Source organism: Microbacterium sp., from assembly GCF_029263575.1.
Taxonomy (GTDB): domain Bacteria; phylum Actinomycetota; class Actinomycetes; order Actinomycetales; family Microbacteriaceae; genus Microbacterium.
Genome location: NZ_JAJUFV010000015.1, coordinates 1 through 14,963, shown reverse-complemented (window position 1 = coordinate 14,963; position 14,963 = coordinate 1). Strand labels below are relative to the sequence as shown.

13 protein-coding genes, 4 tRNA genes and 1 pseudogene are annotated in these 14,963 nt (G+C 64.3%); 9 read left to right on the top strand and 9 right to left on the bottom strand.

The features are described from left to right. Nucleotides 1-57: 57 nt before the first annotated feature. The 4 genes from Q1J95_RS02950 to Q1J95_RS02935 all read right to left on the bottom strand — a co-directional run bounded on the left by Q1J95_RS02950 (nucleotide 58) and on the right by Q1J95_RS02935 (nucleotide 5,257). Nucleotides 58-2,202, bottom strand: a complete 2,145-nt coding sequence (locus Q1J95_RS02950; RefSeq protein ID WP_300265775.1) for a 3-hydroxyacyl-CoA dehydrogenase NAD-binding domain-containing protein — start codon at nucleotides 2,200-2,202, stop codon at nucleotides 58-60. A gap of 8 nt (nucleotides 2,203-2,210) precedes the next feature. Next, nucleotides 2,211-3,416 carry a thiolase family protein gene (locus Q1J95_RS02945; RefSeq protein ID WP_300265774.1) on the bottom strand — a complete coding sequence of 402 codons (1,206 nt, stop codon included), beginning with the start codon at nucleotides 3,414-3,416 and terminating at the stop codon, nucleotides 2,211-2,213. A gap of 73 nt (nucleotides 3,417-3,489) precedes the next feature. Further along, a complete protein-coding gene (locus tag Q1J95_RS02940; protein ID WP_300265773.1) occupies nucleotides 3,490-4,683 on the bottom strand; it encodes an HRDC domain-containing protein in 1,194 nt (397 codons plus the stop codon). Then, a complete protein-coding gene (locus Q1J95_RS02935) occupies nucleotides 4,676-5,257 on the bottom strand; it encodes a DUF3000 domain-containing protein (protein WP_300265772.1) in 582 nt (193 codons plus the stop codon). The genes Q1J95_RS02940 and Q1J95_RS02935 overlap by 8 nt, the downstream gene beginning before the upstream one ends. Before the next feature lie 25 nt (nucleotides 5,258-5,282). Here Q1J95_RS02935 and Q1J95_RS02930 point away from each other — a divergent pair, with 25 nt between their 5' ends. Next, nucleotides 5,283-6,437: an alpha/beta fold hydrolase gene (locus tag Q1J95_RS02930; protein ID WP_300265771.1), complete on the top strand. Its 1,155-nt coding sequence runs from the start codon at nucleotides 5,283-5,285 to the stop codon at nucleotides 6,435-6,437. Here Q1J95_RS02930 and Q1J95_RS02925 read toward each other — a convergent pair. Continuing rightward, nucleotides 6,421-6,852: a SufE family protein gene (locus Q1J95_RS02925; protein ID WP_300265770.1), complete on the bottom strand. Its 432-nt coding sequence runs from the start codon at nucleotides 6,850-6,852 to the stop codon at nucleotides 6,421-6,423. The genes Q1J95_RS02930 and Q1J95_RS02925 overlap by 17 nt on opposite strands. A gap of 19 nt (nucleotides 6,853-6,871) precedes the next feature. Continuing rightward, the gene (locus tag Q1J95_RS02920; protein ID WP_300265769.1) at nucleotides 6,872-7,768 is read right to left on the bottom strand and encodes a sulfurtransferase; all 897 of its coding nucleotides are present in this window, start codon (nucleotides 7,766-7,768) and stop codon (nucleotides 6,872-6,874) included. A gap of 126 nt (nucleotides 7,769-7,894) precedes the next feature. Between Q1J95_RS02920 and zapE the strand changes: the two genes are divergently transcribed. The 3 genes from zapE (at nucleotide 7,895) to Q1J95_RS02905 (ending at nucleotide 10,874) form a co-directional block, all read left to right on the top strand. After that, complete coding sequence (gene zapE, locus Q1J95_RS02915) at nucleotides 7,895-8,947, top strand: cell division protein ZapE (RefSeq protein ID WP_300265768.1); 1,053 nt, start codon at nucleotides 7,895-7,897, stop codon at nucleotides 8,945-8,947. 116 nt (nucleotides 8,948-9,063) lie between these two features. Further along, a complete protein-coding gene (locus tag Q1J95_RS02910) occupies nucleotides 9,064-10,302 on the top strand; it encodes an ammonium transporter (RefSeq protein WP_300265767.1) in 1,239 nt (412 codons plus the stop codon). Between the two features lie 20 nt (nucleotides 10,303-10,322). Next, complete coding sequence (locus Q1J95_RS02905) at nucleotides 10,323-10,874, top strand: type II toxin-antitoxin system PemK/MazF family toxin (protein WP_300265766.1); 552 nt, start codon at nucleotides 10,323-10,325, stop codon at nucleotides 10,872-10,874. Nucleotides 10,875-11,175: 301 nt separating this feature from the next. Here Q1J95_RS02905 and Q1J95_RS02900 read toward each other — a convergent pair whose 3' ends face one another. Both Q1J95_RS02900 and Q1J95_RS02895 read right to left on the bottom strand, forming a co-directional pair. Beyond that, the gene (locus Q1J95_RS02900; RefSeq protein WP_300265765.1) at nucleotides 11,176-11,559 is read right to left on the bottom strand and encodes a hypothetical protein; all 384 of its coding nucleotides are present in this window, start codon (nucleotides 11,557-11,559) and stop codon (nucleotides 11,176-11,178) included. Nucleotides 11,560-11,621: 62 nt separating this feature from the next. Beyond that, nucleotides 11,622-11,697, bottom strand: a tRNA-Val gene (locus tag Q1J95_RS02895). Nucleotides 11,698-11,849: 152 nt separating this feature from the next. On the opposite strand from Q1J95_RS02895, the gene Q1J95_RS02890 reads away from it, so the two are divergent. The 3 genes from Q1J95_RS02890 to Q1J95_RS02880 all read left to right on the top strand — a co-directional run bounded on the left by Q1J95_RS02890 (nucleotide 11,850) and on the right by Q1J95_RS02880 (nucleotide 12,145). After that, nucleotides 11,850-11,921, top strand: a tRNA-Gly gene (locus tag Q1J95_RS02890). Between the two features lie 54 nt (nucleotides 11,922-11,975). Next, nucleotides 11,976-12,046 (top strand) — tRNA-Cys (locus Q1J95_RS02885). Between the two features lie 27 nt (nucleotides 12,047-12,073). Next, nucleotides 12,074-12,145: transfer RNA gene (locus Q1J95_RS02880), tRNA-Val, on the top strand. A 91-nt stretch (nucleotides 12,146-12,236) separates the two neighbouring features. On the opposite strand, the gene Q1J95_RS02875 is transcribed toward Q1J95_RS02880, so the two are convergent. Next, nucleotides 12,237-12,569: a hypothetical protein gene (locus tag Q1J95_RS02875; protein ID WP_300265764.1), complete on the bottom strand. Its 333-nt coding sequence runs from the start codon at nucleotides 12,567-12,569 to the stop codon at nucleotides 12,237-12,239. A gap of 181 nt (nucleotides 12,570-12,750) precedes the next feature. On the opposite strand from Q1J95_RS02875, the gene thrS reads away from it, so the two are divergent. After that, nucleotides 12,751-14,688: a threonine--tRNA ligase gene (thrS, locus tag Q1J95_RS02870; RefSeq protein ID WP_300265789.1), complete on the top strand. Its 1,938-nt coding sequence runs from the start codon at nucleotides 12,751-12,753 to the stop codon at nucleotides 14,686-14,688. After that, nucleotides 14,685-14,963 (top strand): annotated as a pseudogene (locus Q1J95_RS02865) (HIT family hydrolase); the annotation flags it as partial. The gene thrS and the pseudogene Q1J95_RS02865, both read left to right, overlap by 4 nt.

Below are 14,963 nucleotides of genomic sequence, written 5' to 3'. Positions count from 1 at the left end.
GCACAGAGAAGGGGCCAGGCACACCGGGTGGTCGCCTGGCCCCTCGTCAGCGGTACGTCAGCGGTGCTCTATACCGCGGATCGGCGGCGTGTGGAACGTGCCGCCGAAGGTGCGGTCGGACGCACCTTCGCGATCGAGGTACGGAGATGCCCCGCCGTCGATGAACGGCCATCCCGCGCCGAGGATCAGACACAGGTCGATGTCCTCGACGTCAGGGACAACGCCTTCATCGAGCATGAGCTTGATCTCCTGCGCGAGGCCGTCCTGCACGCGAGCGAGGATCGCCTCAGTGGATGCGGGCGCGTCGCCGACAGCGCCCTTGAGCGCCTTCTCTGCAGCTTTGGACCAGCCGGTGACCCGACCGCCCTTGTCCTTCTCCACGACGGTATCCAGCTCTGCGAGCGCGTGGAAGTTGTCGTTGGCGTAGAACCGGTCGGGGAAATGACGCACCATCGTGTCCTGCACGTGGGCCGCGACCTTCCAGCCGACCAGGTCGATGAGCTGGAACGGGCCCATCGGGAGTCCCAGTGGCGCGAAAGCCTTCTCGACGTCAGCGATCGGCGTGCCCTCGTAAACCGCACGGGCGGCCTCGCCCATCACCTTGGCGAGCAGGCGATTGACGACGAACCCGGGAGCATCCGCGGTGAGCACGGCGTTCTTACCCAGCCCCTTCGCCACCACGAAGGCCGTCGAGAGCGTCTGTTCGTCGGTGCTCGGCGTCTTGACGATCTCGATGAGCGGCATGACGGCGACCGGGTTGAAGAAGTGAAAGCCCACCAGACGCTCCGGATGGGCGAGCTTCGCACCGATCTCGGCGACGGACAGCGAGGAGGTGTTCGTGGCCAGGATGGCGTCATCGGCGATGATCTTCTCGATCTCGCCGAACACCTGCTGCTTGACGCCGACCTCTTCGAAGACCGCCTCGATCACGAAGTCGCAGTCGGCGTACTCGCTCTTGTCGACTGTGCCGTGGATGAGCCCGCGCAGCTGGTTTGCCGTGTCGGTATCGAGGCGTCCCTTGGCTTCGAGTTTGCCGATCTCTTCCCTGATGTAGGAAATTCCCTTGTCGACGCGTGCCTGGTCGATGTCCGTGATGAGGACGGGAACGCGCAGCTTGCGTACGAAGAGCAGCGCGAACTGGCTCGCCATGAGGCCGGCCCCGATGATGCCGACTTTCGTGACCTTCTTCGCCAGGGACTTGTCGGGCGCGCCGACGGGCCGCTTGGCGCGCTTCTGCACGAGGTCGAAGGCGTACATGGATGCGGCGAACTGGTCGCCGGTCACCAGCTCGGCGAGCACCTCGTCTTCGCGTTCGAATCCCTCAGCCTTCGTACCGCTCTTGGCCTTGTCCAGCAGATCCAGCGCGGCGTAGGGCGACTTCGGCATCGTGCCGATCTTCGACTCCAGCATGCCGCGAGCCATCTTGATCGCGATGGGCCACTTGGTCAGCCGTTCGATCTTGCCTGGTTCGTTCTTGCGCTCGACCTTTTTGCCGCCCAGTACCGCGTCGGCCCAGGTCAGCGAGTCTTCGAGGAAGTTCGCCGCGGGGAAGATGGCGTCCATGATGCCGAGCTCGAACGCCTGTTGTGGCTTGAGCATCCGGTTCTGCTTGAGCGGGTTCGAGATGACGACCTCGAGCGCGTTCTCGATTCCGATCAGGTTCGGCAGCAGGTATGCGCCGCCCCAGCCCGGGATAATGCCCAGGAAGACCTCGGGCAGAGCGACAGCCGCGGCCGAGGCATCCACCGTTCGGTAGGTCGAGTTCAGCGCGATCTCCAGCCCGCCGCCCAGGGCGAGGCCATTGACAAAGGTGAACGACGGAACGCCGAGATCGCTCAACGAGCCGATGACCTTGTGACCCAGCTGCGCGATCAGACGCGCGTCCTCTTTCGAGGTGACCTTCGATATGTCGGAGAGATCGGCGCCGGCAGCAAGGATGTACTGCTTGCCGGTGACGCCGACTGCGTGAATCTCACCCGCCGCGGCCCGGGCTTTGAGTCCCGCGAGCGTTTCACTGAGCTCGGTGAGCGTCGCCGGCCCCAGCGTGTTCGGACGTGTGTGGTCGCGGCCGTTATCAAGCGTGATGAGCGCCATGACCTTGCCCGAGGCAAGCGTGACGTCGCTGACGACGGAATGAGTGACGACCTCGTCTCCGGCCAGGGCGACGATGGGGGAGAAATCGATCTTTTCGTAGTCGGTCATTTTCGCAGTCACTTCCGCTTCTTGCCGTCGTAGTAGGGGTTCTCCCAGATGACGCTGCCACCCTGGCCCAGGCCCACGCACATGGCCGTGAGACCGTAGCGCACATCAGGACGCTCAGCGAACTGTGCCGCGAGCTGGATCATCAGACGCACACCGGATGCCGCGAGCGGATGTCCGAGCGCGATGGCGCCGCCCCACTGATTGACACGGGGGTCGTCGTCGGCGATACCGAAGTGATCGAGCAGGGAGATGACCTGAATCGCGAACGCCTCGTTGAGCTCGAACAGACCGATGTCGGAGATCTGCAGTCCGGCCTTCTTCAACGCCTTCTCTGTCGAGGGGATCGGTCCGATGCCCATGATCTCGGGCTGGACACCCGCAAAGGCGAACGACACCATCTTCATCTTCGGCGTGAGGCCGAATTCCTTCACCGCACCTCCGCCCGCGAGCAGCGACATGGTGGCGCCGTCCGTCAGCGGCGACGAGGTGCCGGCGGTGACTCGGCCGTGCGGGCGGAACGGGGTCTTGAGACCGGAGAGGTCTTCCATCGTCGTCTGCGGTCGGCGACCCTCGTCTTCGGTAGCCAGGCCCCACGCGCCGTCGGCGCCCTTGATAGCGACGGAGACGAGATCGGGCTGGATCTTGCCCGCGTCGTAGGCTGCCTGTACCTTGTGCTGGCTCAGCATGCCGAAGCGGTCTGAGCGCTCCTTGGTGAGGTGTGGGAAGCGATCGAAGATGCGCTCGGCTGTGACGCCCATGTTCAATGCACCGGGGTCGACCATCTTCTCCGCGACGAAACGCGGGTTCGGATCGGCATTCGCGCCAATCGGGTGATGTCCCATGTGCTCCACACCGCCGGCGATGGCGAAGTCGTACATGCCAACGCCGATAGACGCCGCCATCGTCGTCACGCTGGTCATCGCGCCCGCACACATGCGCTCTACTGCGAGCCCCGGCACAGTGTTGGGGAGCCCTGCCAGGATCGCAACGGATCGGCCGAGCGTGAGCCCCTGGTCGCCGGTCTGCGATGTCGCGGCAATGGCCACATCGTCGATGCGTTCGGCCGGAACGGCGTCATTGCGTTCCATGAGCCCGATCGTCGCCTTCACGGCGAGGTCGTCTGCGCGTGTGTTCCAGTACATGCCTTTTTCGCCGGCGCGCCCGAACGGGGTGCGCATTCCATCGACGAAGAAGACGTCCGAGATCTCGGCCACTCTGCCTCCAAGGTTGGGGTGTGACCCCAGCCTATGAGCCCGTCGGATGCTGAGGGAATCGCTTGGATCGAACCTACGACTCGAGCCGCTCGCCCTCCGCGGGCTGTTGCATCGATTCTACAAAGGCATCCAGGATCTTCTGTACGGTCTGCTCAATCTGCCAGGGGCGCGCGCCGAGTTCCGCGAGTGCGGCCGAGAGAGCAGCCTCGGTGAGCACGGGCGGCGCCCAGGCGAGCCGGCGGAGAAAGTCGGGCTTGAGGAGATTCTCGGTCGGCATGCTCAGCTCCTGGGCGACCTCTTCCACCGCCGGGCGGGCGAGTTTCAGCCGTGCATCCGCCTCCGGATTGCGCTCTGCCCAGGCACGCGCCGGGGGCAGGGAATCGCTGTGCACCCTCTCACGCGGCAGCACGCTCTCTTCACGCCCGCGGACGATCGCCGCCCACCAGCGGTCCAGCTGTGCGCGACTAGCGCGTCCGGTGAACGCCTTCTCAGCGGCGAGAGCCTGCTTGGACTGCGGGTCGGCGAGCACAGCGGCGACCAGAGCACGGTCGGGCACCAGTCGCCCCGGTGCGACATCCTGCTCCTGCGCATATTCCTCGCGCGCGTTCCACAGCGAGCGTGCGACAGCGAGTTTTCTGGCACCTTTCACCTGGTGCAATCCACTCAGTCGCCGCCAAGGATCCTCGCGCGGCGGCCGCGGCGGCTGGGCGAGTGTCGCGGCGAACTCCTGTGCGGCGAACTCATCTTTGTGCCGCTCTTCGAGTTCCGTGGCGATCGCATCTCTCACATCGACGAGATACAGCACATCGAGAGCGGCGTACTCCAGCCAGGCCTCGGGCAGAGGTCTGGTAGACCAATCGGCCGCCGAGTGTTCCTTCTTCAGCGTGATGCCGAGGGTTTCTTCGACGACCGCGGCGAGTCCGACCTTCTCCCGCCCGAGAAGGCGCGACGCGAGCTCGGTGTCAAAGAGCGAGTTCGGAGTGAGGCCGAGTTCACGCAGGGAGGGGAGATCCTGACTGGCCGCGTGAAAGACCCACTCGAGATGCCCGACGGCTGCCTGCAGCGATGTGAAGTCGCCGAGCGCTGGAGGGTCGAAGAGAAACACACCCGCATCGCGTCGAAACACCTGCACGAGGTAGGCGCGCTGCGAGTAACGAAAACCCGAGGCGCGCTCGACGTCGACCGCTACGGGGCCGGTGCCTGCTGAGAGCGCTCGACACGCGGCTTCAAACTCGATGGTGTCGTCGATGACGGTGAACTCAGTCACGCCCTACCTTTCGTGCGCCCAAAACGGCGATGTTCTCCGAACCGGGCGGCAGCCCGGCGAGCATGCCGACCAGTTCGGCCCACGCTTCGACATGCGGCCGGAACGGCTGTTCCGGCGTCCAAGACGATCGTAGTTCGATCTGGGCGCCGTCGCCTTCAGCCGTCAGCGTCCCGAATCCCTTCGATAGAGTCTTCGTCGCTGTGCCGGATGCTGAGTGGTACACGGCATCCCGTGATTCCAAAGCATCCACGAGCCACGACCAGGTGACATCGGCCAGGAGGGGATCCGTGCCGATCTCAGGTTCCAGTGGCGCTTGGGCGAAGGTTATGACCCGCCACGTCCCGGCCCAGCCGGACGGTGCGTCCGGATCGTGCAGAAGGACGAACCGACCTGTACCGTAGACCGAGTCGCCATGATCGTCGGGACGCACGTCGGCGGCCAGCGCGACGGAGAACGGCGCCAGGCCCTGGGGCGAGGGAATCTCGCGCACGACGATGTCGTTACGGAACGCGGTTTCACGCAGTTCAGCGGCAGCTCGTTCGAAGAGCGCTCCGGCATCGGGGTGTGCGGTCACGGCAACAGGCTAGAGTCAGGAAACGATGAAGAGTCTCAGGCACGCCGTTGCGATGTTGGTCCCCGCGATATTCGCGATGCTCGCCGCCGCGGCCATCCTCGTATTCACGGTTGCTCGTCGCGTGGTCATTCCCAGCGACCGCGCCACCGACACCGAGATCCTCGCGGTCGACACGGGAGCGCAGACCATCGAGCTCACGCGGACGCGAGACACTGAGCTGCCCGGGCGCTACGGACTCTTCACATCAGGGACGTACGGGTATGTGAAGCTCGGGGCCGTGCTGAGCGCCGATGCCAAGCGCGTCCGCAGAAAACTTCTCACCCACATCGACAGCGGCTCACGCATCGAGCGCGCCGCCGGCTTCAGCGGCTGGTACTACTCGTCGCCGGCCGAGCTGCATCTGCCGTGGGAGAGTGTGCTGATCGGCTCACCAGCCGGGCCCTGCCCGGCCTGGCTGTTCCCAGCGGAGTCATCAACGTGGGTGGTCCAGGTGCACGGGCGAGGAACGACCCGCTCGGAGTGCCTGCGGGCGGTGCCGGTGTGGCATGGCATGGGCTTTCCCACCCTTGTGGTCTCTTACCGCAACGACGGCGAAGCGCCGCGCAGTCGCGGCGGCTCGTATGCGCTGGGCGCTGCCGAATGGCGCGATGTGGATGCGGCGATCTCGTATGCGCTGCGTCACGGAGCCACGCGCGTGCTGCTCATGGGCTGGTCCATGGGCGGCGCCATCGCACTGCAGACCGCGGTTTCTTCAGCGCATCGCGAAGCGATCGCCGGGTTGGTGCTCGACTCACCTGTCGTCGACTGGCGCAGCGTGCTGCGTTTTCATGCACGTGAAGAGAACATCCCCGACCCGCTGCCGACGCTGGCGATGAATGCGCTGGGGTCGCCGTTGACCGCCGGGCTTTCGGGCGCCGAGGCTCCCATCGCTTTCGATCAGCTCGACATGGTCGCCCGCGCGGATGAGCTCACTGTTCCGATCCTCATGCTGCACAGCGACGACGACGGTTACGTTCCCGCTGATGCTTCCCACGCGCTGGCGGAGGCACGGCCCGATCTGGTGACGATGCCGATCTTCACCGTTGCGCGACACACCATGATCTGGAACTACGACCAGGTGGCATGGACCGGAGCGATCACCGACTGGGTGAGCGCCAACGGATTCAACGTTTCTGCGTGACCTGGCGTTTGGCGCGCATGAGCATGCCCGTCATCCCGCCGATTCTCAGCGGAGACACGGCGCGCGTGAGGCCGATGCTCTGCGGATAGTCATCGGGTATCGCCAGTACCTCATCTGACGTCAGCCCTGTGATGCCCTGCACCAGGATGCTCGCGAATGCTCGCGTGGTCGGTGCCTCCGGGGGCGCGGTCGCGTGCATCGTGACCACGTCATCCGAGACGTCGACGTAGATGTACACAGGGGACTGGCACTCCGCGACGCGCTCGGTCATCTCCGGATGTGCTGCGACTTCGGCCGACACCTCGGGAAGCTCGTTCGCGTACTCGAGCAGAAGCTGCAGCCGGTCGGCCTCGGGCAGCTCGAGGAAGTCATCGCGAATCTCGGCGAGAATGTCTGGAACGTGCGTGGTGCTCATCCCAGACATTCTCACACGATCAGAGTTGTCCGGGCTCCGTTCCGTTGACGATCGGAACGCGCACAGCGCTGCCCCATTCGGTCCACGATCCGTCATAGTTGCGCACGTTGTCGAAGCCGAGGAGGTGCTTGAGCACGAACCAGGTATGACTGGACCGCTCGCCGATACGGCAGTACGCAACGATGTCATCGCCGTCTGTGACGCCCGCGCCCTCCCGGTAGATGGCCTCAAGCTCGGCCCGCGTGCGGAAACCGCCATCGTCGGCGACGGCCCTGCTCCACGGCACGCTCTGCGCCGTGGGAATGTGGCCGGCGCGCAGAGCGCCCTCTTCCGGGTATGCCGGAGCCGTCGTACGCTCGCCGCTGTACTCCTCAGGGGATCGCACGTCGATGAGCGGACCCTGCCCGATGAAGGCGACGACGTCGTCCTTGTACGCGCGTAGTCGGCTGTCATCGCGCTCCACGACCGGGTACTCCGTCGCAGCCGGCGTCGGCGCCTCGGTGGTCATCTCACGACCCTCGTTGATCCAGCGGTCCCGGCCTCCGTCGAGCAGACGCACGTCTTCGTGGCCGAACAACGAGAACACCCACAGAGCGTAGGCCGCCCACCAGTTGTTCTTGTCGCCGTAGATCACGACCGTGTCGTCGCGCGAGATGCCCTTCCTGCTGAGGAGTTCGGCGAATCCCTCGCCGTCGACGTAATCGCGCACGACGGGATCATTGAGCTCGGTGTGCCAGTCGACCTTCACAGCGGTGGGAATGTGACCCGTCTCGTAGAGCAGCACGTCTTCGTCCGATTCGACGACGACGAGACCGGGTTCACCGAGGTGTGCCGCAAGCCACTCGGTCGTCACGAGGCGCCCCGGATCGGCATACTCGGCGAACTTGGCGGATGAAGAATCGAACTCGATGGTCACGGATGCTCCTCGTGGGTTGAGTGAAAGCGCGGGCTGCAGCGGCGTAGTGTTGAACCGTCCCCTACGACGATACGGCCGTTCGGTGTGCCCCGGAGCCGTTCTGTAAGACTTTGACACAGGAAACGAATGACCGACACCACGAGCCCGAACGTCCTGCATCTCACCGAGCGCCAGCCTGTCGTCACCGGGCCGGAGATGCTGGCTGCGCTTGTTCCGCCCCCGCAGTTCGATACCGCGACCTTCGAGAGCTATCGCTCCGATGATGCGTATCCGTCGCAGGCTGAGGCGAAAGAGCTTCTGCAGCGATTCGCCGGCCGCTCGGCGCCGGCGAAGAAGGGCGGGTTGTTCAGTCGTGCGAAGAAGCAACCGCAGCTCAAGCCGGGTGTCTATCTCGACGGTGGATTCGGCGTGGGTAAGACGCACCTGCTCGCGGCGATCTACCACGCGATGCCGGCACGCCGGAAGTACTTCGGCTCGTTCATCGAGTACACCGCGCTTGTCGGCGCGCTGGGATACCGAAACACGGTCGATCTGCTCCGTGGCGCCGATCTGCTGTGCATCGACGAGTTCGAATTGGACGATCCGGGCGACACGATGGTGATGACGAGGCTCCTGGGGGAACTGGTGGCATCGGGGACACGACTCGCCGCCACCTCGAACACACCGCCGAACGCATTGGGGGAAGGCCGCTTCGCAGCGCAGGACTTCCTCCGTGAGATTCATGCGATGTCTGACAGCTTCGAGACGATCCGCATCGACGGCGTCGATTTTCGACAGCGTGCTCTCGACGGACAGGCCATCGCGTTGGATCCCGATAGCTACGCGCGCCGCATAGCGAATGCCGCTGCGGCCGGACCCGTGTCCGATGACGCGTTCGCCGGTGTCGTGAAGCATTTGTCGACGGTGCATCCCTCTCGCTACATCCGGCTCATCGACGGCATCACGCTCGTGGGCCTGCGCGACGTACAGGTGCTCACCGACCAGTCGGAGGCACTACGTTTCGTCGCCTTCGTCGACCGTGTGTACGATGCGCAACTCCCGCTCATCGCCACCGGGATCAGCCTCGATGCGGTATTCGCGGACGAGATGCTCAACGGCGGTTACCGCAAGAAGTACCTCCGCGCGATCTCGCGTCTGAATGCGCTCACCCATGCAGCGGCATCCGAAAGCGCCCCGTAACGCGATGGTTACACGGCCCCTCCGGCCGTAACGCACCGGAAACACACGATGCGCATCCCTGAAATGCGCCGTCGGCACACTGAAGGCTCAAACTACTTCGGATGTGAGGTTTTCCTATGGATGCTCCCGGAAATATCGCGTGGGGGATTACCGCAACCGCCCTCGTCCTGCTGATGACGCCGGGCGTCGCCTTCTTCTACGGCGGGCTCGTCAAGGCCAAGAGCGTGATCAGCATGATGATGTTGAGCTTCGGATCGATCGGGCTCGTGGCGGTGCTGTGGATCCTGTTCGGCTTCTCGATGAGTGCCGTCGACGGTCCCGCCCAGTTCGCCGGCAACCCGTTTGCCGACTTCGGTATGAGCGGACTGGCCGCAGGCGAGGGGTCCAACGTGGCGCTCCTCGGTGTCGCCTACGGTGCAACCTTCGCGATCATCACCGTCGCGCTCATCTCCGGGGCGATCGCCGACCGGGCGAAGTTCGGCAGCTGGCTCATGTTCGCGGGCGTGTTCGCGACGGTGGGCTACTTTCCGATCGCCGCCTGGGTCTGGGGCGGCGGCTGGATCATGGAGCTCGGCACGCTGCTCTTCGGCGCCGACAGCGGCATCAGCGTCATCGACTACGCCGGCGGAACCGCGGTGCACATCAATGCCGGCGCCGCAGCCCTGGCCCTGGCGCTCGTGCTCGGCAAGCGGATCGGTTTCCAGAAAGGCATCCTCAAGCCCCATAACGTGCCGCTGACGCTTCTGGGAGCCGCATTGCTGTGGTTCGGATGGTTCGGGTTCAACGCGGGTGCGGAGTGGACGTCCGGAGATATGGGCGGGGTCGGACTCATCGCCTTGAACACACTGGGTGCAACGGCGGCCGCGATTCTCGGATGGATCCTCATCGAGAAGATCAAGGACGGCAAGCCCACCTCGGTCGGTGCGGCATCCGGTGCGGTCGCCGGCCTCGTCGCGATTACTCCGGCCTGCGCGAATCTGACCCCGGGATGGTCGCTGTTGCTCGGTGCTCTGGCCGGCATCGCCTGTGCCCTGGCTGTCGAACTCAAGTTCCGCCTCGGCTTCGATGACTCGCTCGATGTCGTCGGCATCCACCTCGTCGGAGGCCTGTTGGGAACCGTCTATCTCGGTTTCTTCGCAACCGGACAGGGACTCTTCACCGGTGGCGATCTGCGTCTGCTCGCGGTGCAGGTGATCGCGGCCGTGGGCGTGCTGATCTACTCATTCGTCGTCGCCTTCGTGATCGGCATCGTGATTCAGAAGACCATCGGTTTCCGGGTCACGAATGAGGATGAGATCGCCGGAGTCGACTCGGTTGTCCACGGCGAGGAAGGGTATGCCCTGACCGAGGCCTGAGAGGTGGATAGGGTGTCGGGGTGACCTCATCAAGGAACATTCTCCGACAGCTCGCCGGCCTCGTCGTCAAGGCGCTGTCATCCGGGTCGTCCCGGTCTCCTGAGCGGGGGCCGGGACGATCTCGCGCGTCGGATACAGAGGTCACAGCGGGGCGGGAATGGGGGAGTGAGACCGTTCAGATCGAACCCGAACGTATCGACGACTTGCAGGTCTCCTACACGCCGTCACGCGATGGCGCACCGGACTCAGGAGAGGTGATCTGGACCTGGGTGCCCTATGAGGAGAACGACGGGCGGGGGAAGGATCGTCCGGTGCTCGTCATCGGCCGACATTCTTCCGAGCGGGTGTACGCCGTTCGGATGACGAGCAAGCCGCACCATCGCGATCGCGACTACATCTCGATCGGCAGTGGCAGCTGGGACTCTCAGGGGCGAGAGTCGTGGGTCGACATCGAACAGCTCTACAGCGTGCACGACGCGGGAATGCGCAGAGAAGCAGCGATCCTCGATCGCGTACGCTACGACCGCGTCGCCGATGCGCTGGTGGCGCGTTACGGGTGGGCTCGACGCTGAGTCGTTCTCGACGTCTCCGAAAGCCAATGGCTGTTCGGCTTCGTCAGCGTCGGTGGTGCTGCTGTGGTGATCCCGATTGTGCTCGGCATCGGACTCATCGTCTACAGCCTGGATCTTCGGGTTCGCGGATGAGGCACCGAACGTCTGGGTGCCCCATGTCGTCGTCGGCATCGCCGTGATCATCGTGGTGATCTTCTCAAAACCACAGCCTGCGAGTGCACCGGCCCGCCGAACGCGCGACGTGTGACGCCGTGAGGTGCGCCTTCTCTCAGCTCGCTTGAGTAGGTGCGCTTCGCCTCGCTCATCGAGCGCGGGTACTCCACACTGCCCAAGCGATCAACACGGGCTGCAGGAACAGCCGGACGAGACGTTTCGTGTCGGTATCGAGCCCCGGAGCCGAGCGACGGGTGCGCCACTGCCGGACATTGCCGGGAAACACGGCGACGAGGAACACGGCTGTGGCCCATCCGATGCGTCGGCGTTCCTTCGGCAGCGCCACGAGTGCGGCGGACAGTGCAAGCTCTGCGGCGCCCGATGCGATAACGACGCCGTCCTTGTCGAGCCCCGTCGCCTTCGTCGCCCAGTCGGGGATAAGACCGCGAAACGCTCTGGTCTGGATGAAGTGCAAGGCGCCCATGAACGCGAGTCCGAGCCCCAGAGTCCAACGCGCGACGTGTCTGATCATCTGCTCACGTTACTCCGGACACGTCGCATGAAGCGATCCGAAAGCTCGCAGACGATTTGCTGTGGTGGGCGATGCCGGACTTGAACCGACGACCTCTTCCGTGTGAAGGAAGCGCGCTACCAGCTGCGCCAATCGCCCATGACCCTGAGGGTCGAGAATCGATACTACCCGAAGGTTCGCACCAGTTCTGACGATTGGGCTGGACACGCGCGAGATGCGTTTCTGGTTTTGCATCAGGGGCTTGATCGGCTACTGTTTTACGAGTGCCCGGTTCACCGGAATCACGAAATGCGGATGTAGCGCAGTGGTAGCGCATCACCTTGCCAAGGTGAGGGTCGCGAGTTCGAATCTCGTCATCCGCTCGAGTGCTAGAGAACCCCACGCGGGGTTCGCGGCACGTGGGGGTCAATCCACACGGTGGCGTGGCCGAGCGGCTAGGCACCGGCCTGCAAAGCCGTTTACACGGGTTCGAATCCCGTCGCCACCTCACGGCACAACTGAATAGCCCCAACGGGCGCGATTAGCGCAGCGGTAGCGCGCTTCCCTGACACGGAAGAGGTCACTGGTTCGATCCCAGTATCGCGCACACTTCTCACTGTTCATGCTTCGTCCCTATCTAGACGAGCGTGTGCAACGCTCCCGTGGACTTCCACTCCACGGGAGCACTTTTCTTCCGACTAGTCGATGTTGCGCAAGCGCTCGAGTCGCGCCAGGATCTTGTCGATGGTCAGCACCACCGCGCAGATGATCGCGATGGTTCCGGGGATGAAGACGAGCATGTCGTCGATAGCCTCCCAGGCCGCGGGGCTCCACACGGCGACCCATGTCAGCACCAGAGCGAGCGCTGTCATGAGTTCGCCGATCAACGTCACGATCCCGAAGAACCACGGGGCCCGTCGATGCTTGGCGCCGGCCCTGGTCGAGAAATGAAAGTCGATTCCGAAGGCGATGAGCAGCACGGCGAATACCGATAGCAGCAGGCCGAGGTCATCTGTCGTCAACTCACGCATGGCCACAGCATCCCAGGGCGCAGAACAGAATGCCACCGTCGGTGCTGTGCACATGGTGGGGCCCACGAGGCGAGTAGCCTAGAGGAAGACCCAGATGGAGTGACCAGTGCCTGAAATCGACGAGCAGAACGCCGCGCCCCGCGACGGCTTCGCCCTGTTCTCTGACCGATCCGTCGTCGCCATGCGCGTGAACGGCGAACTGAAAGACCTCGCGTTCACCGTGACCGATGCCGATGAGGTCACTCCGGTGACGATCTCGAGCGAAGACGGCTTGAGCATCCTGCGGCACTCGGCCGCTCACGTCCTCGCCCAGGCCGTTCAGCGCATAAACCCGCAGGCGAACCTCGGCATCGGTCCGCCTGTGACGGACGGCTTCTACTACGACTTCGGTGTCGAGACGCCGTTTACGCCCGAAGACATCAAAGCGATCTCCAAGGAGATGCAGCGGATCATCCGCGAGGGCCAGCGCTTTGTTCGCCGCGTCGTGACGGAAGAAGAGGCACGCGCGGAACTCGCGAACGAGCCGTTCAAACTCGAGCTGATCGACCTCGCCGGCGGCCCGGGTTCTGGCGCGCACGCTGCCGAAGGCGCATCCGCCGAGATCGGCGCAGGCGAACTCACCATCTACGACAACACCACCAGAGACGGCGAGGTCGCGTGGAAAGACCTCTGCCGTGGGCCGCACCTGCCCAGCACCCGCATGATCGGAAACGGCTGGGATCTCACCCGCATCGCCGCCGCCTACTGGCGGGGCAGCGAGAAGAATCCCCAGCTGCAGCGCATCTACGGAACGGCCTGGCCCACAAAGGATGAGCTCAAGGCGTACAAGGAGCGCCTAGCTGAAGCAGAGCGTCGCGATCACCGCAAACTCGGCGTAGAGATGGACCTGTTCTCGTTCCCCGACGAGATCGGCTCGGGGCTTGCGGTGTTCCACCCCAAGGGCGGCATCATCCGCTACGAGATCGAAGAGAACCTGCGCCGACACCTCCTGCGTAACGGCTACGACGTGGTGAACAGCCCGCACATCAGCAAGAAGGATCTCTTCGAGACCTCCGGACACCTGCAGACGTACGCGGACGGAATGTTCCCACCGATGCATCTCGACGAGGTCACCGACGAGGACGGCAACGTCACCCGGCAGGGTCAGGACTACTACCTGAAGCCGATGAACTGTCCGTTCCACAATCTCATCTATCGTTCGCGCGGTCGTTCGTACCGCGAACTTCCCCTGCGTCTGGCAGAGTTCGGCACGGTCTACCGCTATGAGAAGAGCGGCACGCTCTCGGGGCTCACCCGCGTACGCGGACTCACCCAGGACGACGCGCACATCTACGTCGCGCAGGATCAGGTGAAGCAAGAGCTCACCGTGAACCTGAACCTGGTCCTCGACCTGTTGCGCGACTACGGCCTGAACGACTTCTACCTCGAACTGTCGACCAACGAGGAGGACAACCCGAAGTTCCTCGGCGAGCCCGAGCAGTGGTCGACAGCCATCGATACGCTGCGCGAGGTGGCCGTGGCATCCGGTCTCGAACTCGTCGACGACCCGGGCGGAGCCGCGTTCTACGGTCCGAAGATCTCGGTGCAGGCGCGTGACGCCATCGGACGCACCTGGCAGATGTCGACCATCCAGCTCGATTTCAACCAGCCGGAGCGCTTCGAGCTTGAGTACACCGGCTCTGACGGGCAGAAGCATCGTCCGGTCATGATCCACCGCGCGCTGCTCGGCTCGGTCGAGCGGTTCTTCGCGATTCTTCTTGAGCACTACGCCGGCGATTTCCCCGTGTGGCTTGCTCCGGTGCAGGTCGTCGGCGTGCCTGTCGCGGAAGAGTTCGGCGACTACCTCGACGGCGTCATCGCGCAGTTGCGTGAGTGTGACGTGCGGGCGGATGTCGATCACTCCGATGACCGCATGCAGAAGAAGATCAGAAACCACACGACCGCCAAGGTTCCGTTGATCCTCATCGCGGGGGAGAAGGATCGCGAAGCCGGCACCGTCTCGTTCCGCTTCCGGGACGGCACCCAGGAGAACGGCGTGCCGATTGCGGATGCTGTCGACCGCATCCGCGCCGTGATCGCTGCCCACGCTCACGTACACACCGCCGAGGACCTCGCGTGACGGAAGGGGCCGCCGCGGAGAACTCCGCCCACCTCGCCGGTGTGCCGGATGAGTTCCAGCGGCTGTGGACTCCACATCGGATGGCATACATCCAAGCGGGCCCGGAGCCGCTGCGCGAGGAGTGCCCGTTCTGCGAGGCGCCGAAGCACGCCGACAATGAGCGACTCATCGTTGCCCGCGGTGAGGCCGCGTATGTGCTGCTAAACCTCTTCCCGTACAACTCGGGCCATCTCCTCGTCTGCCCGTACCGCCATATCGCGACGTACGATCAGGCG